This window comes from Streptomyces sp. KL116D, from assembly GCF_030766975.1.
Lineage (GTDB): Bacteria > Actinomycetota > Actinomycetes > Streptomycetales > Streptomycetaceae > Streptomyces > Streptomyces longispororuber_A.
Map to the genome: position 1 here is coordinate 13,520 of NZ_JASERH010000143.1, position 20,321 is coordinate 33,840.

The window sequence follows — 20,321 nt, forward strand, 5'->3', positions numbered from 1 at the left end:
CCGGCGCACGCGCCGGTCGACGGCGCCGAGTCGAGCCGCTTTGGTCGACCTTGTCGGGGAAGCGAGTCCACGAGCGCGGGACTCGGTACTCCTCACCGAGACTCCCTGCGGGCATGCGGTGGCGTCGAGTTCCTTCTTCCAGTTCGGCGTCACGTGCGCGTTCGCCTTGGGCTTCCATACTACTGGTCAACGGTACGGGATCGGGGCGCGGACAGTGGGGCTAACCCCCACGCCCGCGAGTGGGCCACGCCCCCGGACACGAGCGGCCTGCGGACTCCTCCGTACCCAGGATCGTGGCGTCCGGTATAGCAGCGAGGTGGTCCCCGGCGGGCGAGCAGCCAGTACAGGACGGTGCCGGGACGACCAGGCCCACGATCCACGACTTTACGTCCGCGCCGCCGAGCGGTTCGACGAGCGGCCTCCGATGTAGAAGTGCGCGGCCAGGAACGGGAGTTGGGCGACCAGGAGCCGATGCCGTAGACGGCGAGGGCGTCCCAGCGCCAGGCGCCGTGGCGGGCCGTGCGGGTCGGCGAGCGCCGGGATACGTCAGCGCTCGCGCGAGATCAGGTAGTAGTCGACGAAGGTTGATCGCCGACCACGGCGTGAAGAACGTCAGCAGGAAGAGCAGGAAGTCCCTTGAAGGAGGCCCGGGAAGGGAGTCACTTGCCCAGCAGGGCGACGCCGTGCCGGCGACCATGATGATCGCGATGTAGACGGCCCGGCCGCGCTGCGACAGGGGCGCGCTGGCCGCGGAAGCCGCTGATGCCGGTCACCATCGACATGAAGCCGCCGTACGTCTTGAGCACGTTGATGTGAGCTTGCCCAGCGCGATCACGAAGCAGAAGAAGGACGCGACGAGGCCCCGCGCCGCCGAGCGAGACGAGCGTACCCGACCTGGTTGTCGAGGAACGCGCCGCCGCTGGACGCCGCGACCAGCACGCCGAACGCGTCATCGACCACTGCGACCCGAGCGCCGACCCGGACAGCGTCCACCAGAACGTCGCCCTGGCGCTGGTGGACCGCGGCAGGTAGCGCGAGTAGTCGGCGACGTACGGCCCGAAGGCGAGCTGCCAGGAGGCGGAGAGCGAGACGGCGAGCAGGAACATCGGCAGCGAGAAGCGGGCGTCGCCCAGCAGGTCGCCGAGGTCGGCGCGGTCGAGCAGCCCGTACGCCCAGGTAGACGAAGGCCAGGGCGCAGATCACGCTCGCGACGCGGCCCAGCACGTGGATCACGCAGCAGCCGACCGCCGCGACCACGGCGGTGACGAGCGCGAAGACGACGATGCCGGTCGTGTCGTTCGTGTGGGTCAGCTCGGCCGTCGCCTCGCCCGGCGAGCACGCTGCCGCTGGCGAAGAACCCGACGTACATGAGGATGACGAGGGAGCAGCGGGACGACGGCGCCCCTTCACCCCGAACTGGGCCCGACTGGATCATCTGGGGCGAGTCCGAGCTTGGGGGCATGTGCGGAGTGCAGAGCCAGCGACGGCGCCGCCGAGCAGGTTGCCGGCCACGAGGCCGACGAGGGACCAGACCACGTCGCCGCCGAAGACGACGGCGAGCGCGCCGGTGACGACGGCCGTGATCTGAGGTTGGCGCCGAGCCAGAGGGTGAACTGGTTGAACGCGCGCCCGTGCCGTGCGCTGTCGGGGACGACGTCGATGGAGTGCTTCTCCACTACCGCTGCCATGGGACGGCCCTCTCTACTTCTTCTTGCTGAGCCCGTGCCGGCAGGGCGTAGTCGTTCGCGACGTCCCCGGGGTCCTTCTTGTCCTTTGTCGACGAGGCGGTTGAGCTCGGTGAGGTGCTCGGTCGTCAGGACGTTGCCGAGGCGGGCCAGCGCCTTGCGGACCGTGGAGTCGGCCTTGCGGTCGGCGATCAGCGGGACGACGTGCTGGCCGGGGACGAGGTTCTGGGGTCGGTGAGGACGACCCAGTGGTTGGCGACGATGTCCGTGTCGGTGGTGAACAGGTTCGCCACGTCGACGTCGCCCCCTTCTTCAGGGCGCCCTTCACCAACGGCCCCGAGGAGTCGAGCGACTTGAACTCCTTGAACTCGACGCCGTAGACGTCCTTCAGTCCGACCGCCCCGACCTGCCGCTTCTTCACTTCCGGCGCGGCGCCGATGACGAGCTTGCCGTTGTGCTTGGCGAGGTCCGCGAGGGACTTCAGCCCGTACTTCTCGGCGGTCTCGCGGGTGACGGCGAAGGCGTCGGAGTCCTCGGCCGTGCCGTAGGGCAGGATCTGCAGGCCCGCGGGGAGCGCCATGGCGAGGGCGTTCTGCATCTCGCCCTCCCCGGTGGCGGTCGACTTGGCGTCGAGGTAGTGAAGGAGCGCGCCCTGGTACTCGGGCAGCAGGTCGAGGTCGCCGCCCTTGAGCGCGGGGGATGAGGGATCTCGCGGGTGCCGAGGTTGGCCCGACGGTCGTTCTGGACGCCCCGCCGCCTCCAGGACGGCCGCGTACAGGTAGCCGAGGACCTGGTTCTCGGTGAAGTTGGCGGTGCCGATGGTGGAGGCCGCCCTTTGCGGAGCCGCCGCCGGAGCCGCCTGAGCCCCTGCCCGTCGAGCGAGGTGATGCCGCCGGAGCAGGCGGTGACTGCAGGTACGGCGGCCGCGGCGAAGAGGCCGCCGAGGAGGGTGCGTCGGTTCATCTGGGGTGCTCTAGGCGGACTTGAGGGTGCTGGGGCGGTGGCGGAAAGAGCAGGCGCTGCAGGCCGGACAAGGCCAGATCGAGGACGACGGCGACGGGCGACGAGGGACGGCGCCGCCGAGCACCTGCATGAGGTCGCGCTGGGCGAGCCCGTCGAAGACGTAGCGGCCGAGCCCGCCGGAAGGAGACGTGACGCGGCGATCGTGGCGGTCGCGACGACCTGATGAGGGCGAGCCGCAGTCCGGTCATGATCAGCGGCAGCGCCAGCGGCAGCTCGACCTGGAACAGCACCTGGTGGGCGCGCATCCCCGGCCGCGCGCCGCGTCCTTCACCTCCGGTCGACGGCGGTCATCCCGGCGTACGTGTTGGTGACGATGGACGGCACCGCGAGCGCGACGAGGGCGACGTAGACGGGCCACATCGACAACCCGCTGGCCAGGAAGACCAGGACGACGAGGCCGACGGTGGGCAGGGCCCGGCCGAAGGAGAGAGGTTGATGGCGAGGAACGCGCCACGGCCGTGTGTGCCCGATGAGCAGTCCCACGGGCAGCGCGATCGCGGCGGCGATGAGGGTGGCGAGCAGCGAGTACTGGAGGTGCTCGGCGAGCCGTCTGTGCGATGCCGTCGACGCCGCCCCACTGGTCGCCGCTGACCAGCCACGCGCCCAGGTCCTTGAAGAGTTCGTACATGGCGGTCAGGCCTTCCGGGTCCGTGCGCGCGCCCACGGCGTCCGCAGCCGCTGGACGCCGACGAGCAGCGCGTCGGCGACGAGCGCGAGCAGGGAGGGTGAGGACGACGCCGACGATGACCGGGGTCGGGAAGTTGCGCTGGAACCCGTCGGTGAACAGCTGCCCGAGCCGCCGTCGCCGATAGCGTGGCCACGGACACCAGGAGATCGACATGACGGTCGCGATCCGTACGCCGGCCATGATCACCGGCAGCGCGAGCGGCAGTTCGACGGTGAGCAGGGTGCGCGGCGGCCGCGTCCCCATCGCCTTGGCCTGCTTCTGTCTTCTGCGGCACGAGTCGAGCCCTTCGACGCGTGTTCCGCAGGAGGACGGCTGAGGAGTGTAGATCGTCACAGGGCCGATCACGGTGGTGGTGCAGGTGAGCCCGGGAGCCGGCGGCGGCAGCACGAACACGGCGATGGACGGGATGGTGAACAGGACGTTCGACAGCCCGAGGAGGAATCCGCGCAGCGGCACGCACGCGGTGCGCGAGGACGGCCAGCGGCAGGAGATCAGCAGCCCGGAGGACTGCCGTCAGGGCTGCCTGGAGGTGGGAGACGGTGGTGGCGAGGTCGTCCCGTGCGACCCGACCCATTCCCAGTCAAAACTCATGCGACGCCACGCCCACTCTTGCCGTCGGCGAGGTCGGCAGATCAAGCCTGCGGCGATTGAGCAGCGGGGTCAGGGCGGAGCTGGCGTTACCGCCGTGGGGGCAGGGGCTCTGTTGCCGGTGCGCCGCCGTCAGGGGCTAGTCGCGCCGTTTCCCGCGCCCTGAGGTGGGCGCTCTCGCCGGAATGGATGTCGGACCGGGACGACACCCCGGTCAAAGATACCTTCCGTGTCAACCGACAGGGACGCGTCATCGACTCGTTCAGGGCCGAAGCAGCGAGTCCGTATCGCGGAGGGGCACGCACGGGCACCTCCGCCCCACCGGCACCGCCCCGCTCCGCCACACGACCGATGCGGGCTGCGTCAGCACCAGCTCCAGCCCGCCGATCGGCGCTCCGCCTGCGGCGTCCGCCAGCCCGGTCGGCGGCGGCTGGCCCCCGCTCGGCGGAAGTCCGCGACGAGGTCGTCCCGCGGGCCGCGCGAGTTCCGCCAGGCGACGCGCCACTGCACGGGTGCCGCCGTACGGAACACGGCTATCCGGTCGCCCAGCCGCACCACGCTTCGTCGATGTCGTGCGTGACGGAGACGATGGTCTTGTTCAACTCCCGTTGCAGGCGCAGCAGTTCGTCCTGGGCTACGGTACGGACCACCGGGTCGGCCGCACCGAACGGCCTCGTCCCATGAGCGCACCGGCGGATCGGCGGCGAGCGCGCGGGCGACGCCACGCGCTGCACTGCTGCCCGCCGGAGAGCTGGTTGCGGGTGGCGCCTGCCCATCTCTCGGGCGCGGGCCGACGCGCTCCAGGAGGTCACCGGCGGCGGCCCGGGCCTATCTTGCGGCCCCAGCCGAGGAGCAGCGGCACGGTCGCGATGTTGTATCGGGACGGTGCGGTGCGGGAAGAGGCCGGCCTGCTGGATGACGTGGCCGATGGAGCGCCGCAGCTCGGCGGCGTCCTGCTCCAGAGACGTCCCGGCCGCCGGCCGGATGGTGCCGGAGGTCGGGTCGAGCCATACGGTTGATCATGCGGAGGCTGGTCGTCTTGCCGCAGCCGGACGGCCCGGCCGACGGTCACACCCCCTTCAGGCATGTCCGAGCGAGAGAGATCGTGGACCGCCGTCGTGCCGTTGGGGAATCGCTTGTGGACCGCTGAACTGCGAATCATGGAGCGCCTCTGAGTCCTCTTGCCCGTCCTGCATATCGTCATGCAGAGTTCTTGGTGCGTGAATAACTTGTCAATGCCCCCGCGTAAATCACCCGTAAATCCGCGCCTGGCGGACCGGACTGTGAGACGCGGTCGTCCTTTACACGCCTGGTTAGGAGGAACGGCGCCTGATGTCCACGACGCCCCGACGACTCCGGTCGTCGTCCCTCGACGGTCACGGCCTCCCCGTCTCCGACGTGGTCGCCTCGCCGACGCGACCGCCCGCCCGGTGCCGGGCACCGACGCCATGAAGCGGGTCGAGGTCCTGGAACGCGGCCCGCGAGATCGCCGCGTGGGGGCCGGGTCTACGGCCGCTCCGCCGGTGTCGGCGCCCAGCCACAGCGAGGACGTGCCCACGGAGGCCGCCGCCGACCACGGCCTGCGCCTGCTGCGCAGCCACGCGGGCGCGATCGGCGCCGAACTGCCCGAGCGCGAGGTGCGCGCGATGCTCGCAGTCCCGCGCGCGAACCAGCTGCTCGCGGGCGGCGCGGGCCTGCGCCACCGTCGTGACGGCCTCTGCAGGCGCTGGAGGAACGGCGCGCGACCCGGCGGTCAACGAGCACAGCTCGGTCGGCACCGGCGACATCGCCCCCGCTGGCCCAGATGGGCCTGGCGCTCGCGGGCGAACACCCCTGGCGCGGCAAGGGGCACCGCCCCCGAGCCGCAGCCCCTCGCAACAACGACGCGCTGGCCTGATCTCGTCGAACGCGCTCACCCTCGGCCAGTCGGCGCTCGCCCTGCACGAACTGCGCACGCTCTGACGGCCACTCAACTGGTCGCCGCACTCAGCCTGTTGGCGGTGGACGGCTCGTACGAGGCGTATGCGCTGCCGGTCCCACGAGGCCCGCCGCCACCGGGGCTCGTACGACGTGGCGCGAACATGCGCGCCACCCTCGGCGCCCCGGACCGCCACCCCCGCCGCTCGGCCGCATCCAGGGACCCGTACGGCTTCCGCTGCGTGCCGCAGATCCACGGACCGGCGCACGACGCGGCGGACGCCCTGGAGACGTGCTGACGGTCGAGATCAACGCGGCGGAGAACCGCTGATCACCCACGCGGACGGCGGCCTACCACCACGGCGGCTTCTACCTGGCCCAACTGGCCCTGGCCTGGATCACTTCCGCCTCTCGCTCACCCAGGTGGCCCGGCTCTCCACGTCCCGCCTGTCGACGCTGAACGAACCCGCGTACCTGGCTGCGCCCGTTCCTCGCGGACGGCGAACCGGCGTCGTCGGGCGTGATGATCCTGGAGTACGCGCGGCGCGCCCTCGGTGACCTCCGCGCCTTCTCCGCCCCCGCGTCCCTCAGCCGCAGTCCTCTCCCGCACGGCGTCGAGGAACGGAGCTTCCAGCTTCGCCTCGCTCGCAGCCCGCCAGACCTTTGCGCGTCTGCACCGCGGCCGCCGGCAGGTCGTGGGCTGCGAACTGGTGGCGGCCGTCCGGGCGTTGCGCCTGCGCGACCTGCACCCCGACCACTGCCTGCGTTGCCGGTGGGCCGGGCGTTCGCGCTGGCGGCCGCGGAACTCGATCCGGATCCCGGCCAGACCGTCCTGACGGTGGACGTGGCACGGGCAGCCGCGCTGCTCGACCGGCTGGCCGGGTGACGCGGCGGCACCGCCACGGCCTCTGGCTTGCCGAACGTGATCCCTTCCCCAGCCCACCCGGACTGCAGCACCGCGTCGCGCCACCGGCCGCCGCAGGTCCAGGCGTCGTAGCGGAACGTCTCCGTGGCCTGGAGACGGCCGCTGTCACCACTCGATGGTCCACTGGCGGGTCACAGTCCAGTCGGGGCCGCGCAGTACTCAAGTCGTCGACATCTGGAGCCGCGGCGGTTTGCCGACCCACTACGCTCCACTGCTCTCAGGGCCCGCACTTCGTGGTTCCCGGCGTGAGCCGCATCCGGATGCGGACGGCGTGGAGTGACCTGCGTGCAGGAGAAAGGAGAATCTGCCAGGCCGGCGCAGGCCACCACTGCCACCACGATCAGAAACTCGTGGCGCCGCCGTCACGGATGACGTAAGGGAACGTCGTCCGTGGTGAAAGAGTGAGCAGGGCGGCGCCACACCTCGTCGGGCGAGGGCCAGTTGCAGGCGCCAGTGCTCGAGGCAGCGGTGCGGTCGGCTTGTCGGGGGTCCCATGCAGGTCAGCCTATGCGGCGACGTGGTGTCGGCCCGGACGGTGCTCATGAACTCCTGGAAATCGCCCAACCCACCACCACGCAGGGAACGCTGGGCGGCGGTGGCCGTCAGCACGAGCCGGGTCACCGCCCGCTTCGACGCGTCGGCCTCGTCCAGCATCGCCAGGTACCTGCGACTGGACCAGCGCGCGACACGCCCCCAGCCAGCGCGGATCTCAGGGTCTGGGTAGGCCCAGGGAGCCGGGCGAGCCGACCTCCCTGGTCCACGACGTGGACGTCCGTGACGGCGCAGCCGCTCCGCTCCGACTCCTCGGCGATCTGCGCGAGCGTCGCCGTGTCAGGGCAGTACTCGCCGTCGATGGTGATGTTCGCCGACCCGCTGTCGGGGTTGCGGAACTGCGACGAACGCCGCGCCAGGGCGCCCGCCGCGTCGGTGCCGCGGCCTGCCATACCCTCCGGCAGCTTGAACGTGATCGGCACGGGAAGGGTCGGCGTGGACATCTCAGGTACTCTCCCTCACTGCGGTGCTGTGACGGCCCGGGTCATCCATCAGAACAGGCCGCCGATCGCATGCCAGCGAGCTCGCGCCGTGCCCGATGCCGCTCACGATGTCGCCCGTGGTGTCGGCGGTCTTCCCGGGTCCGACAGGTAGAACTCCGTGCCGAGACCCGCCGCCGACGATCGGCGGCACACCAGCCTTGGCCTGAAGTGCCAGGCCCCGTTCTGGTCCTTGCCGAAGTCAGGTTTGGCCTCGGCGCCGGGCCGCGTAGCCCTCGGCGGTGACACCGACGCCGATGCCGCCGGGTCGGCGCCGCCCGCGACCTCGCCCTTGGCACCGGCGAACGCGCCGGCCCCGGCGTGGAAGCCTTCCTGCCGACGTTGATCCCGGCCTCCGCCTCGGCGCCCACCTGCCCTCGGCCCGCCCGTAGACGCCGACCGGGCCGGCGTAGGCGCTGCCCTGGGCCGAGGCCGCGCCGCCGGCGAAGGCACCGGCCTCGGCGTTGAGCCCCTCGTTGGTGATGCCCGCGCCGATGTTGGCCTTGGCCCCGGCGAACGCCTCGGCCTCACCGGCCAGCTTGAACGCCGTTGGTGAGCGAGCCCTCCGCCGACGCCTTGCCGAGGTACGCGTGCGCCTCGGCCTCGCCGAGCTTTTGCCGCCGCCGACGTCCGAGGCCTTGGCCTCGGCTCCGGCCTCAGGACTGACGCCTCGGACTCGCCCTCGGAGACCCCAAACCGCCGTCACTTCTTCTCGGACTTGGGTTCCGGCTTGCCCGCCGTCTTCAGGTCGCCGTCGGCGTGCGCGTTGAACCCGCCGAAGCCGAGGCCGTCCGTGTTCACGTCGCTGGAGGCGGGACAGGGCGCGCTTCACGCTCTGGTCGCAGTCGTCGCACGGCCTGGACGGCCTTGGTGATGGCGTCGGACCAGTCCTGGCCTCTGGTTGGCGTCGGCGACCAGCTTCCGGATAGTCGGGGTCGTGGTGGAGCGCGAACTTCTCGTCCTGCGACATCTTGTCGAAGCCGACGTAGGTCGCCTTGCCGGACCAGAGTCGACCTTGTAGTCTCCCTTCTTCTCCGCGTCCTCGACGAGGTCCCTTGACCGCCTTCTGCAGCCGGACCAGATCGGTGTGCGCGTCGGTGAGCAGGCTCGCGACGGCGTGCGCCTCCGCCTTCGCCGCGCCGTACTCGAAGAGCGGTGGCGGAGGCGTTCTGCTGCTGGGCGCCGTAGGCGAGGCCCTGCCAGTTGCCGTTGCCGAGCACGCCCTGGACGTTCTTCTCGTAGTCCGTCTGCAGCTCGCCGAAGCGGTCGCCCATCTTCTTCCACGCCGTGGAGACGTCCACGAAGAAGGAGAGATCGGCCGTCATCACGTCCTGGTACGTCAGTGCCATGGCCGGGCCCCCGTCACATTCCGTCGAAGCTGCTGGGCGGACGGATGCCGTTGACCTGGCTCTGGACGCCGAGGTCGGTGCCCTGGAACAGGTTCTTCGTGCCGTGCAGCGCGTTCAGCTCCGTCTGCAGCCGGCCGAGGAGACGGTTCGCCGACCCCTGCCAGGCCACCAGCGCGTCCGACAGGCCCTGATCGCTGGCCCAGCCGGAGAGGCCATTGAGCCCAGTGTCCTGCTTCATCAGCGGACTGGCCCGGCCACGGGGCCGATGAAGGGCGGCTTGACGGCCCCGCCGCCCGCCGCCATGTTCCCGGCCGACTTCGTGTGCGGGAGGAGTTCTTCCTCCAGGTACTTGGCGGCCTTCTTCTTGTCGGCGGGCGAACTGGCCAGCGTCTGGCCGTCGCTCCCCGGTCCCCCGTTGCCCACGGGCGCTCCCCTTGCACATCCGTTGCCTGACGGAAAGGCACACTACCGTTACCCCCATCGCGGCGGAACCTGGCGCCAGTCCCCTGCTCTGGAATAAAGCTCATACACCTAGCAGCTGCACTGAATGGACCGCAGGGGAACGGGGAGAATGAACGACCACACGGACCGCGCCGCGCTCGGTCAGGGCCCCGCCGCCCGGCTCCAGCACCTCTTCGAGGGCCACCGGCTCACGCCCACCCAGCGCCGGATCGCGCACTGCATGGTGGCGCCGCGCGGCCGACGTGCCGTTCCTGTCCTCGGTGGAGCTGGCGGATCTGGCCCGAGTCAGCCAGCCGTCCGTGACCCGTTCGCGGTCGCCCTCGGCTCTGACGAGCTATCCGGCGCTGCGCAAGCACCTGCGCGAGGTCGCCCCCGCCAGCGGCGGACGGCGGCCACCGAGGCCAGCGAGTACCAGCAGGCCGTCGAGGCCGAGATCGCCAATCTGCGCCACCTGGCGGGAGCTGCTCGCCGACCCGTCGATCGGTCGAGCGGGCGGGCCGGCTGCTCGCCGCGTCCCGGCCGCTGCCGGTGCTCGGCCTGCGCGCCGCGGCCTCCCAGGCGTACGGGTTTCTCGTACTTCGCGGCGAAGGTCCACCCCGACGTCCGGCTCCTCGACGAGGCGGCACGATGCTCGCCGACCCGGATCGACGCGGCCGTGCGCGCCGGGCGCGGCGACGCTGCTCTGCTTCGCGCTCCCCCGCCATCCGCGGGAGGTCGTCGAGCGCCCTCGCGTACGCCAAGGAGGCCGGGCTGATGCCGTCGTCACCGTCGCCGACTCCGCCTTCGCGCCGGTCGCCCAAGCACTCCGACCTCCTGCTGCCGGCGGCCCTGTCGGCACAGGCCTCGCCTTCGAGCACGGCGTGCGCGCCGATGCTGCTGGGCCGGGTGCTCCTGGAGGCGATGTGCGACGGGCTGCCGCAGGCGGCAGGCGCGGCTGGAGGAGTTCGACGTGCGGGCGGCCGAGCGCGGCCTCTTCGTGGAGTAGGCCAGCGGAGCAGCCCTTGCCACGGGAAAGAGAGTTGCGCGGGGACCGCCCGCACTGTGACGGGGGCGGGACGACGGCGGTCCCCCGCGAGGACGCCCGCCCGGGTCAGGCGGGCGTCACGTCTGGGCGTCGGTGGAGGTCAGGGCCGCTCGGAGGTCCTTGACGCCGCTACGGTGCCGGCTGGGAGCGGGAGGCCGCTCCCACCCCCTCCGACACCCACCAATCTGCCGGACGCGTGTTAAGCCGGTGCTGCGCGCGTGTCGCGCTCAGTACCGTTTCGCGAACCGGTGAAGCGGTCATGCGAAACGGACCGGCGCCGGCTGCTTCGTGGCGCCCTTGGCCAGGAACGCCAGCAGGTCCGGCGGCTCACCACGCCGGTCGGCTTCGCCTCGACCAGCACGATCGCGGCGTCGGCCGCGCCCAGCACGCTCATCAGGTCCGCGCACCGGCTCACCGGATCCGACCTGCGGCAGCGGCGCCCGAGCATGTGCTTCTCCAACGGGTCGTGCAGCGACGCCCGCTGCGCGAACAGCGCATCGAGCAGCTCCCGCTCGACCGACCGAGCCGATGACCTCTGCGGCCATCACGTCAGGGTGTCGGCGCCCGGCTTCACGATCGGCATCTGCGGACACGCCGTACTCGCGCAGCACGTCGATGGCCTCGCCGACCGTCTCCTCGGGAGTGCATGTGGACGAGCTCGGGCAGCGCGCCGCCCGTCCTTGTCGCTTGAGCACGTCGCCGACGCGGGCGCTCGGCCCGGAGTCGTCAGGAACCCGTAGTCCGCCATCCACTCGTCGTTGAAGATCTTCGACAGATAGCCGCGGCCGCTGTCCGGCAGCAGCACGACCACCACGTCGTCCGGGCCGGAGCCCTCCGCGACGCCGCAGCGCGGCGACGACAGCCATCCCGCAGGAGCCGCCGACGAGCAGCCCCTCCCTCGCTTGGCGAGGCCGCCGCGTCATCTGGAAGGAGTCCTTGTCGGACACGGCGACGATGCCGTCGGCGACGCTCGCGGTCGTACGCCGTCGGCGAAGTCCTCACCGACGCCCTCGACGAGGTAGGGGCCGCCCGGAGCCGCCGGAGTAGACCGACCCCTCGGGGTCCGCGCCGATGATGACCTGGACCCGGCCCTCACTGGCGTCCTTCAGGTACCGCCCGGTCCCCGAGATCGTGCCGCCGGTCCCGACACCGGCGACGAAATGGGTGATCTTCCCTTCCGTCTGCTCCCACAGCTCGGGGCCGGTCGGTGGTAGTGGGACAGCGAGGTTGTTCGGGTTGCTGTACTGGTCCGGCTTCCACGCCCCCGGGCGTCTCGCGGACCAGCCGGTCGAGACGTTGTAGTACGAGTCCGGGTGCTCGGGATCCACGGCGGTCGGGCAGACCACGACCTCGGCACCAGCCACCTGCACGCGCTGATCTTGTCGGTGGAGACCTTGTCCGCAGACGAAGATGCGCTTGAGCCCTTCTGCTGGGCCATGATGGCGAGTCCCACGCCCGTGTTGTTGCCGCTGGTGGGCTCCACGATCGTGCCGCCCGGCTCAGCTCCCCGCTCGCTCGGCGGCCTCGATCATGCGCAGCGCGATGCGGTCCTTCACGGAACCGCCGGGGTTGAAGTACTCGACCTTGGCCCAGGACGGTCGCCTGCAGCCCTTCGGTCACCTTGTTGAGCCTCAGCAGCGGGGTGTTGCCGACGAGACTGATCATCGAGTCGTGGATCTGCACGTTGTCTCCGGGGTCTCCTGCGTAGGGGATGTGGTCAGCGTATTGCCGCGTGTACCAGGCCCTTCATCTCCCGTTACGGTGGCCGACGGGGATTGCAGGCAATGAGTTCATGCTGGCCGTAGAACGGCGTCTTCGTACGTCGCTGAACAGGAGGCAGGTGGCCGCGAACATGTCGAGCAGGGCGAGTGGCACGGCGGACGCCGCGGGGCGGCGGCAGGGGGCGGCGGGCATCGGGCTGCGCTGCGGCGTGGCCGCCGTCGGCGTGGTTCTGGCCGAGGTCCAGATGGCGCGCCGCCAGGTCGGCAACCACGGGACGGACCGGTGCTCCCGGTCGGCGGACGGCGCTGTCGCGGCGGGCGTACGCGCTGTCGGGGCGCAGCCTGCGCTCACCATGCTCGGCGACTCCACGGCCGCAGGGGCAGGGGCGTGCAGGCGCTGGGCACTGGCGCGCGCTGCTCGCGTCGGGACTCGCGGCGGTGGCCGAGCGCGCGTGGAGCTGCGCAACGCGGCTGCCGCGGCGCCCAGTCCGACGACCTGGACCGCCAGGTCGCGCTGAGCTCGCCGACCCGGCCTGGCAGCCGGACGTCTGCGTGATCATGATCGGCGCGAACGACGTCACGCACCGCATCCCCGCCGCGCGTCCGTACGCCACCTCTCCGCGGCCGTCCGCAGGCTGCGCGGCCGGTGCGGGAGGTGGTCGTGGGCACCTGCTCGACCTCGGCGGCCGTCGAGGCCGGTGCAACCAGCCGCCGCTGGCTGGCCCGGCGAGGCGTCGCGGCAGCCCGCCGCCGCGCAGGCAATCGGCACGGTGGAGCAGGCGGGCGCACGTCTCGCTGGGCGATCTGCTGGGCCCTGAGTTCTCGGCGGGCCCGCGCCGGAGATGTTCGGCCAGACAACTACCACCCCTCGGCGGAGGGTAGCGACGGCGGCGATGGCCGTCCTGCCGTCGTGCGCCTCCCTGGGCCTGTGGCCGGAGGAGAGCGCGGACGTCGCCCGCGCCGGGTTTCCTGCCGGTGGCCCGTGCGGCGGCCCAGGCGGTCAGGAGGGCGGCACGGGAGGTCACTGCCCGCGATGCCGACGGTCCGCCCGTGGGCATTGCAAGCGACGCCGCCGCCGACTCTCCGCAGGACGCTCGGCGTCCGGCCACTGCCCTCGACCGACCGCCGGCGAGGCTGGTCGCGCGGTTCCCCGCGCCCTGGGTCGCAGATCAAGCCCTCCGGCGGCGAGAGCAGGGTCCGGCGGAGCCCCGAGGCCATTGACCGGGTGAGCGCCGGTGGGGAGCTGGCGCAGCGACCCTGCCCTGGCGCCCAGATCGAGCCCCTCCGGCGATTGAGGCGGGACCAGGGCGAGCCGAGACCAATGCCCGACCGACCGCCGGTAGGGGCTGGTCGCGCAGTTCAGCGCCTAGGGGCGCCCAGATCAGCCCTCCGGCGGTTGAGGGCGCCGCGGGCCCCGGAGGCCGTTCGCCGGGTGGGGGCTGGGCGCGCAGCTCCCGCACCCCCGGGGGCTACCCGGATCACTCACCCGTTGGACGCAGAGCGAGCAAGCGCTTAGAAGATGCTGGCGGGGTCACACCCATGCCGGTGACCTGAGCAGTACGTACAGGGTAACTTCCCAGACGGTCCCGCCTGAAAAGGTCAACGAACCCTCTGGGAGCCGTGATGCCCGAAGCAGTGATCGTCTCAGCCGCCCGCTCCCCCATCGGCCGCGCCTTCAAGGGCTCCCCTGAAGGATCTGCGACCGGACGACCTGACCGCCACGATCATCCAGTCCGCCCTCGCCAAGGTCCCCGAGCTCGACCCGCACGACATCGACGACCTGATGCTCGGCTGCGGCCTCCCTGGCGGCGAGCAGGGCAACAACCTCGGCCGCATCGTGGCCGTGCAGATGGGCATGGACCACCTCCCCGGGCTGCACCATCACCCGCTACTGCTCCAGCTCCCTGCAGACCACGCGCATGGCGCTGCACGCCATCAAGGCGGGCGAGGGCGACGTGTTCATCTCGGCCGGCGTCGAGATGGTGTCGCGCTTCGCGAAGGGCAACTCGGACTCGCTGCCCGACACGCACAACCCGTTCTTCGCCGAGGCCGAGGCCCGCACCGCGGCCGTCGCCCAGCAGGAGAACACCACCTGGCACGACCCGCGCGAGGACGGCCTGGTCCCGGACGCGTACATCGCGATGGGCCAGACCGCCGAGAACCTGGCCCGCCTGAAGGGCATCACCCGCGAGGACATGGACGCCTTCGGCGTGCGCTCGCAGAACCGCGCCGAGGAAGCCATCAAGAACGGCTTCTGGGAGCGCGAGATCACCAGTGACCACCCCGGACGGCACGGTCGTGTCGAAGGACGACGGCCCGCGCGCCGGCGTCACGCTGGAGGGCGTCTCGGGCCTCAAGCCGCGTCTTCCGCCCCCGACGGCCTGGTCACCGCCGCCAACTGCTGCCCGCTGAACGACGGCGCCGCCGCCCTCGTGATCATGTCCGACACGAAGGCCCGCGAGCTGGGCCTGACCCCGCTCGCCCGCGTGGTCTCGACCGGCGTCTCGGCCTCTCCCCGAGATCATGGGCCTGGGCCCGGTGGAGGCGTCCAGCGCGCGCCTGAAGCTGGCCGGCCTGTCCGTCTCGGACATCGACCTGTTCGAGATCAACGAGGCGTTCGCCGCGCAGGTCATCCCGTCCGCCCGCGACCTCGGCATCGACGAGGACAAGCTGAACGTGAACGGTGGCGCCATCGCCGTCGGCCACCCCTTCGGCATGACCGGCGCCCGGATCACCGGCACGCTGATCAACTCGCTCCAGTTCCACGACAAGCAGTTCGGCCTGGAGACCATGTGCGTCGGCGGCGGTCAGGGCATGGCGATGGTCATCGAGCGCCTCAGCTGACCGGAACCGACCAGAGCTGAGCCGGAGCTGACCTCGAGATCCGTCTATGCAATCGTGATCCAATCTCCCCCAGGATGTGACATGCATCTCGGGGAGATGGACTTTCTCAGCGTCAGCCCGGTACCCAGAGCCATATCGGGGGCTAAACGCCCGGCCAAAAAGCCCTGTCCAATTCGTGACGTAATGCACTGACAGCTGGTTCGTCCAGGCTTCAAGCTGATGTAGGAAGTCGGGGGTCGACTTGAAACCGGGAGTACGTCAGTGAGCGCCATCCCCCTGCATTGCTGCTCGCCACGGCCGCTGCCACGCTCGTCGGCGCCACCCTGCACAACGTCCGGGGCCTGCGTCGGCAGATCGCGGACCTCGCAAAGAGCTGGCCCGTGATCGCGCGGATGCCGTGCGCCCGGGCATGCCGGCGGCTCGCACGACTCCCGACACGGACGCCATACGCGGCGCCGTCGCCGACGCACTCGCCGAGGAGCGGGAGCGCGAGCTGGCGGAGGCGCGGGCGTTCTGGGCGGCGCAGGAGGCGCGCGACACGTCCGACCTGCCGCCGTTCCTGACCGGTGGCGGTGCGCTCGGCGACGAGTTCTTCATGCCGCGCGCAGGCCGACTTCGCCGGCCTCGGAGCCGGCGTCGATCGGCCGGCCCTGGAGCCGGAGGACGAGTTCGCCGGGGAGTCCGCCGAGCTGGCGCGGCCCGCCGCCGCCACCTCTCGCCGGACTTCGTCCCGGTCCAGTCGCCCGTCTCCAGCGACCACGAGCGCACGGTGGCGTGTCTGGAGGAGCTGGCGCAGGCGCGCACGGCGCTGTCCGACGTCCGCCCCGGCCCGCTCGGCACGCTCGACGTCTACGTCTTCGCCGACGGCACCACGCTCTGCATGACCCCGGGTCACCGGAGACCGCGGAGCAGCTCGCCGCAGCCCTCCGTGACGGCGACACCCCGGTCCTCCTCGGCGGCTCCGGCGTCTCCGGCGCGTACGCTCCCGACCTTCGAGTGCGCCGGCGCCAGCGTCTGCATCCCTGGCGGACCGCGTCATAGCCTCCCCGCCTGACCCGTTCAGCCGACCGCGGCCCGGTGGGGGCCGGTCGCGCAGTTCGCGCGCCCCGAGACGCGCACTCCGTGCGCCATCTCAGCGGCGCGCTGCCATGACGGCGCGGTATCTCGGGCGAAGACGCGGCAAAGCCGCGGCGCTCAGGCCCGCGAGCAACTGCGCACGAAGCCCCACCGGCCCGCAGCCGAGATCGGGTTTCAAGGGGCGCGAGGAACTGCGCGAGAAGCCCCCACCGGCCCGCAGCCGAAATCGGCCTCCCAGGGGCGCGAGGAACTGCGCGAGAAGCCCCACCAGCCGACAGCCGAAGTCGGTTTCAAAGGGGCGCGGGGAACTGCGCGTAGCCCCACCAGCCGACAGCCGAGATCGGGTTTCAAGGGGCGCGGGGAACTGCGCGAGAAGCCCCACCAGCCGACAGCCGAGATCGGGTTTCAAGGGCCGCGAGGAACTGCGCGAGAAGCCCCACCGGCCCGCAGCCGAAATCGACCTTCCAGCGCGCGCGAACTGCGCGACCAGCCACGACGAGACCCGCACCCGGCAGCACCACACCAGGCGCCACGGCGAGCTCCCGGAACCGCTCTACACCCGGCCCGCTTCATCGCCGCCTCGACCAGCTCCACGGCCTCCGCCAGCTCCCCGGCCCCCGCAGGGACACCGCCAGGTCCCGCCCGGCCACCGTGATCTGATCGGCCGCCGCGAACATCCCCGCGTCCGGCATCTCCCGGACGGCCCCCTCGAGGGTCGTCCAACAGCTGGGCCCGCGCCGAGAGTTCCCGGCCCAGCGCCAGCGCCTCCGCGGCGGCCCCCCGCTGCAGCCGACTCTGCGGCGCGGCTCTGAGCCGGTCCCGCGAGGCTGATCCACCGCTGCGGTCAAAGGCGTCGTATCAAGCACCCGGCGAACTGTAGCTGTTTACAAGGCCCCCAACGCTCCAGGCACGGTGGCGTGAAGCGACCGGCCACATCGAAGCGTTCCGAGGCGCCGATGTCCCAAGTCTTCTCCGAGGAGACCCACCGCAATCTGCTGGCTCGAATCCCCACTGCACCGGTCGTGAAGTCTCCGACTGGCTGCGCACCGTCGAAATGATGGCCCCTGCTTCCTTCGCTTCGAAGAGAAGGTCAGCTGGTTGCGCGGGGAGCACGATCTCGCGTACGGCCATGCCAAAGCGATCATCCACGAGTACGACCTGAGGCGCGCCGCCCGCCGATTCGGCTGAGGCGGGCCGAGCAGCGCCGCCAACTCCCCATGAAGCCAGGGCCCGCGCGCGAAGGGTGCGCGGGCCCAGGCAGCTACCGGACGACCGGCTAGTCGTTGCCGCTGCAGGATCGCGATGAGCCGCAGGAACTCCATGTGAGATCCAGACCAGGGTCAGGGGTCAGACCGAAGGCGGCGAGCCACGCCTCTTCCTTCGGGGCGCCGTACGCGATGCCGTCCTCGACCTGCTTGAAGTCCAGGGCCAGGAAGCAGGCACCGAGCAGGATGCCGATGATGCCGAACAGGATGCCGAGGCCGCCGCTGCGGAAGCCGAGGCCGTCACTGCCGCCGAAGACGGCGAACAGCAGGTTCACCGCCACGAGCAGGATGAAGCCCATGGCCGCGGCCATCACGAAGCCGTAGAGAGCGACGGTTGACGCGGATCCAGCCCGCCTTGTACGCGACGAGGACCGCGACGAACACGGCCATCGTGCCGAGCACGGCCTGCACGGCCGCACCGCTCGCTGATGTAGTTGTCGACGATGCTGGAGAGCACGCCGAGGAAGACACCTTCGAGGGCGGCGTACGCCAGGATGATCGGCGGGGACGCCTTGCGCTTGAAGGCCTCGCACGAAGCCGAGCACCATCGCGACGAGGGCCGGCGCCGATCGCGATGCCGTACGACTTGTTGATGTTGGCCTCGTCGACCGGGAGCAGCGCCCAGGCGAGCGCGGCGGTCACGACGAGGAGACCGAGGGTGGTCGCCGTGCGCATGATGACGTCGTCCATCGTCATGCGGCCGGTGGTGGTGGGCGCCTGCGGAGCGCCGTACTGCAGATCCTGCTGCGCGTAGGGGTTCTGCGCGTACGGGTTGCCGGCGGGGGCCTGGCCGTACGGATTGGCCTGCGTCCCGACTGCGGGGCCCCCCGGCCTGCGGCTGCTGCGCGGTGTTGAACTGCGCGTAGCCGTTGTCGCGGCTGAACCCCCGTCGCGAGAAGACCGGGTTGCTGCTCCTCATTTCACTCCTCCATGGCCACCGTGTATGGCCTTGCCACAAGAGTAATAGCTTGGCAAAGATCCGGCCCTAGTGCTCAGGGAGGATCTTTCTCATCCTGTTACCCCTTTCTGCTTCTACGAACGTGGCAGCCCCGTGATGTTCCGCCCGGCGGCGATCACAGCGGGAAACCGGTGTACGCCTCCGCGAGATCGGCTTCCGCGGCCTTCGACGTGGTCAGGCGGTCGAGCCGGGCGAGCTGGATCTTGTCGTCGAACGCGGTGGCGTCGGGCGCGCGGTGCAGCATCGTCGTCATCGCGTAGGGAGAACCGCTCGGCCTGCCAGACGCGGCGCAGGCAGGTCTCCGAGATACGCGTCGAGGAGCGCGGTGTCGCCCTTCTCCGTGGCCGCGACGAGGGCGCGAACGGGCACGTGACGACGTCGCCGACGGCGAGGTTCAGCCCTTCTGCGCCGGTCGGCGGGACGATGTGCGCCGCGTCACCGGCCAGGAAGAGCCGGCCGTGCCGCATGGGCTCGTGGACGTAGGAGCGCATCGGGGTGACGGACTTCTGCGTGATCGGTCCGCGGGCCAGCCGCCAGGCCGGGTCGTCGACCGCCAGGCGGCGGTCGAGCTCGTCCCAGATCGCGTCGTCGGACCAGTCGGCGGCGTCCGTGCCCTCGGGGACCTGGAGGTAGGCGCGGGTGACCGAGGGCGAGCGCATGGACAGGAGCGCGAAGCCGCGGTCGGAGCGGGCGTAGACCAGCTCGTCGTGGGACGGGGCGACGTCGGCGAGGATGCCGAGCCAGCCGAAGGGGTACGTGCGCTCGTACGTCGCGGACTCCGGCGCCGGTATCGCGTTCCTGGCCACGCCCCAGAAGCCGTCGCAGCCGACCACGTAGGCGCAGTCGAGGACGTCCTCGCGGCCCTCGTGCCGGAACCGGACGCGCGGCGCGTCCGTGTCTCGCCCTCCACCGCCAGCGCCTCCGCCTCGAACAACAGGGGGCCCGCCGTCGGCCAGTTGGGCCGCGATGAGGTCCCTTGCAGACCTCGGTCTGGGCGTAGACCATGACCTGCTTCCCGCCGGTCAGGGCCGGGAAGTCGACGCGGTGGCGGCGGCGGTCGAAGCGCAGCTCGATGCCGTCGTGGGGCATTCCGTCGCGGTCCATGCGGGCGCCGACGCCGGCCTCGCGCAGCACGTCGACGGTGCCCTGCTCCAGGATCCCGGCGCGCTGGCGCTGTTCCACGCTACGCGCGGTCGCGGCTCTCCAGGACGACGGAGTCGATCCCCGCGTCGTGCAGGAGCCTGGCCAGGAGCAGTCCGGCCGGGCCCGCTCCGATGATGCCGACGGTGGTGCGCATACGGATCCTCTCGCGTCTGTGCGTTCGTTCCCTCGCGTTCGCCTGGTGAACTTTCGTTCATTGAGGCTCTGGCGGGATCCTCCGCCCCGGTCGCATCGGGTGTCAATGGTCCGGTGGCGGACGGGCGCGGGCGGCGGCGGCCGACGGGGTGCGTGCGCACGCCAAGACCCGCGCCCGGCAAGGGGAGTTGGCGATCTTCGGCCCCCTCGCGCACGGCGGATCCCGCGCCGGGCACACATACCTGTGGCAAGGCCCGCAAAGGCGACGGGGCGGGAAACGAGGGGGAAACGGGGAGGAGAGGGACGGAGGTGCCCGGAACCGGACTTGAACCGGTACGCCCGCGAAGGGCGGCGAGGTTTAAGCTCGCCGTGTCTGCATTCCACCATCCGGGCAGGCTGTGGGGCTCCGCGTCGACCATCCCGAGCCTATCCGGCGGCATCCCCCGATCAGCGGAACAACAGCCCGAT

12 protein-coding genes, 1 tRNA gene and 10 pseudogenes are annotated in these 20,321 nt (G+C 71.2%); 7 read left to right on the forward strand and 16 right to left on the reverse strand.

Annotation, left to right across the window (positions count from 1 at the left end):
* Positions 1 to 659: 659 nt before the first annotated feature.
* From RBJ77_RS56860 to RBJ77_RS56875, 4 genes and pseudogenes are all read right to left on the reverse strand, one after another.
* Entirely contained in the window at positions 660 to 1,106 is a 447-nt protein-coding gene (locus tag RBJ77_RS56860; RefSeq protein ID WP_372352172.1) for a hypothetical protein, read from the reverse strand.
* Positions 1,107 to 1,701: 595 nt separating this feature from the next.
* Positions 1,702 to 2,586 (reverse strand): ABC transporter substrate-binding protein, encoded by an 885-nt coding sequence (locus RBJ77_RS56865; RefSeq protein ID WP_372352182.1) that lies wholly within the window; start codon positions 2,584 to 2,586, stop codon positions 1,702 to 1,704.
* A gap of 58 nt (positions 2,587 to 2,644) precedes the next feature.
* Positions 2,645 to 3,336, reverse strand: a pseudogene (locus tag RBJ77_RS56870) (ABC transporter permease).
* Positions 3,337 to 3,498: 162 nt separating this feature from the next.
* Positions 3,499 to 3,852 (reverse strand): annotated as a pseudogene (locus RBJ77_RS56875) (ABC transporter permease subunit); the annotation flags it as partial.
* Positions 3,853 to 5,414: 1,562 nt separating this feature from the next.
* Between RBJ77_RS56875 and RBJ77_RS56880 the strand changes: the two are divergent.
* Positions 5,415 to 6,200, forward strand: coding sequence for an aromatic amino acid lyase (locus tag RBJ77_RS56880; RefSeq protein WP_372352173.1), 786 nt, complete (start codon positions 5,415 to 5,417; stop codon positions 6,198 to 6,200).
* A 1,243-nt stretch (positions 6,201 to 7,443) separates the two neighbouring features.
* Here the strand turns inward: RBJ77_RS56880 and RBJ77_RS56885 are convergent.
* The 3 genes from RBJ77_RS56885 to RBJ77_RS56895 form a co-directional block, all read right to left on the reverse strand.
* Positions 7,444 to 7,821, reverse strand: coding sequence for a hypothetical protein (locus RBJ77_RS56885; RefSeq protein WP_372352174.1), 378 nt, complete (start codon positions 7,819 to 7,821; stop codon positions 7,444 to 7,446).
* Positions 7,822 to 9,219: 1,398 nt separating this feature from the next.
* Positions 9,220 to 9,444: a hypothetical protein gene (locus RBJ77_RS56890; protein ID WP_372352175.1), complete on the reverse strand. Its 225-nt coding sequence runs from the start codon at positions 9,442 to 9,444 to the stop codon at positions 9,220 to 9,222.
* Positions 9,444 to 9,629 carry a hypothetical protein gene (locus RBJ77_RS56895; protein ID WP_372352176.1) on the reverse strand — a complete coding sequence of 62 codons (186 nt, stop codon included), beginning with the start codon at positions 9,627 to 9,629 and terminating at the stop codon, positions 9,444 to 9,446. Before RBJ77_RS56895 ends, RBJ77_RS56890 begins: the two co-directional genes overlap by 1 nt.
* A gap of 148 nt (positions 9,630 to 9,777) precedes the next feature.
* Between RBJ77_RS56895 and RBJ77_RS56900 the strand changes: the two are divergent.
* Positions 9,778 to 10,653: pseudogene (locus RBJ77_RS56900) on the forward strand (MurR/RpiR family transcriptional regulator).
* 583 nt (positions 10,654 to 11,236) lie between these two features.
* Here the strand turns inward: RBJ77_RS56900 and RBJ77_RS56905 are convergent.
* The gene (locus RBJ77_RS56905; protein ID WP_372352177.1) at positions 11,237 to 11,497 is read right to left on the reverse strand and encodes a hypothetical protein; all 261 of its coding nucleotides are present in this window, start codon (positions 11,495 to 11,497) and stop codon (positions 11,237 to 11,239) included.
* Between the two features lie 193 nt (positions 11,498 to 11,690).
* The gene (locus RBJ77_RS56910; RefSeq protein WP_372352183.1) at positions 11,691 to 12,104 is read right to left on the reverse strand and encodes a pyridoxal-phosphate dependent enzyme; all 414 of its coding nucleotides are present in this window, start codon (positions 12,102 to 12,104) and stop codon (positions 11,691 to 11,693) included.
* Between the two features lie 440 nt (positions 12,105 to 12,544).
* On the opposite strand from RBJ77_RS56910, the pseudogene RBJ77_RS56915 reads away from it, so the two are divergent.
* Positions 12,545 to 13,492 (forward strand): annotated as a pseudogene (locus tag RBJ77_RS56915) (GDSL-type esterase/lipase family protein); the annotation flags it as partial.
* A 596-nt stretch (positions 13,493 to 14,088) separates the two neighbouring features.
* On the opposite strand, the gene RBJ77_RS56920 reads toward RBJ77_RS56915, so the two are convergent.
* Entirely contained in the window at positions 14,089 to 14,298 is a 210-nt protein-coding gene (locus RBJ77_RS56920; RefSeq protein WP_372352178.1) for a hypothetical protein, read from the reverse strand.
* Positions 14,299 to 14,332: 34 nt separating this feature from the next.
* Between RBJ77_RS56920 and RBJ77_RS56925 the strand changes: the two are divergent.
* From RBJ77_RS56925 to RBJ77_RS56935, 3 genes and pseudogenes are all read left to right on the forward strand, one after another.
* Positions 14,333 to 14,800 (forward strand): annotated as a pseudogene (locus tag RBJ77_RS56925) (hypothetical protein); the annotation flags it as partial.
* A gap of 136 nt (positions 14,801 to 14,936) precedes the next feature.
* A complete protein-coding gene (locus tag RBJ77_RS56930; protein WP_372343838.1) occupies positions 14,937 to 15,257 on the forward strand; it encodes a hypothetical protein in 321 nt (106 codons plus the stop codon).
* A 281-nt stretch (positions 15,258 to 15,538) separates the two neighbouring features.
* Positions 15,539 to 16,303 (forward strand): annotated as a pseudogene (locus RBJ77_RS56935) (hypothetical protein); the annotation flags it as partial.
* A gap of 589 nt (positions 16,304 to 16,892) precedes the next feature.
* Here RBJ77_RS56935 and RBJ77_RS56940 read toward each other — a convergent pair.
* A pseudogene (locus tag RBJ77_RS56940) lies at positions 16,893 to 17,200 on the reverse strand (hypothetical protein); the annotation flags it as partial.
* 90 nt (positions 17,201 to 17,290) lie between these two features.
* Between RBJ77_RS56940 and RBJ77_RS56945 the strand changes: the two are divergent.
* Positions 17,291 to 17,522: pseudogene (locus RBJ77_RS56945) on the forward strand (DUF4287 domain-containing protein).
* Between the two features lie 95 nt (positions 17,523 to 17,617).
* Here the strand turns inward: RBJ77_RS56945 and RBJ77_RS56950 are convergent.
* From RBJ77_RS56950 to RBJ77_RS56970, 5 genes and pseudogenes are all read right to left on the reverse strand, one after another.
* A pseudogene (locus tag RBJ77_RS56950) lies at positions 17,618 to 18,518 on the reverse strand (Bax inhibitor-1/YccA family protein); the annotation flags it as partial.
* A 113-nt stretch (positions 18,519 to 18,631) separates the two neighbouring features.
* Positions 18,632 to 19,525 (reverse strand): FAD-dependent monooxygenase, encoded by an 894-nt coding sequence (locus tag RBJ77_RS56955; RefSeq protein WP_372352184.1) that lies wholly within the window; start codon positions 19,523 to 19,525, stop codon positions 18,632 to 18,634.
* Positions 19,526 to 19,595: 70 nt separating this feature from the next.
* Positions 19,596 to 19,739: pseudogene (locus tag RBJ77_RS56960) on the reverse strand (FAD-dependent monooxygenase); the annotation flags it as partial.
* Between the two features lies 1 nt (position 19,740).
* Entirely contained in the window at positions 19,741 to 19,854 is a 114-nt protein-coding gene (locus tag RBJ77_RS56965; RefSeq protein ID WP_372343837.1) for an FAD-dependent monooxygenase, read from the reverse strand.
* Between the two features lie 309 nt (positions 19,855 to 20,163).
* Positions 20,164 to 20,246 (reverse strand) — tRNA-Leu (locus tag RBJ77_RS56970).
* Between the last annotated feature and the right edge of the window lie 75 nt (positions 20,247 to 20,321).

What these genes read in the sequence shown, in the direction of transcription:
- RBJ77_RS56965 (WP_372343837.1), bottom strand. Translation starts at nt 19,854, where the DNA reads ATGCGCACCACCGTCGGCATCATCGGAGCGGGCCCGGCCGGACTGCTC.
- RBJ77_RS56930 (WP_372343838.1), top strand. Translation starts at nt 14,937, where the DNA reads ATGGGCCTGGGCCCGGTGGAGGCGTCCAGCGCGCGCCTGAAGCTGGCC.
- RBJ77_RS56890 (WP_372352175.1), bottom strand. Translation starts at nt 9,444, where the DNA reads ATGAAGCAGGACACTGGGCTCAATGGCCTCTCCGGCTGGGCCAGCGAT.
- RBJ77_RS56885 (WP_372352174.1), bottom strand. Translation starts at nt 7,821, where the DNA reads ATGTCCACGCCGACCCTTCCCGTGCCGATCACGTTCAAGCTGCCGGAG.
- RBJ77_RS56860 (WP_372352172.1), bottom strand. Translation starts at nt 1,106, where the DNA reads ATGTTCCTGCTCGCCGTCTCGCTCTCCGCCTCCTGGCAGCTCGCCTTC.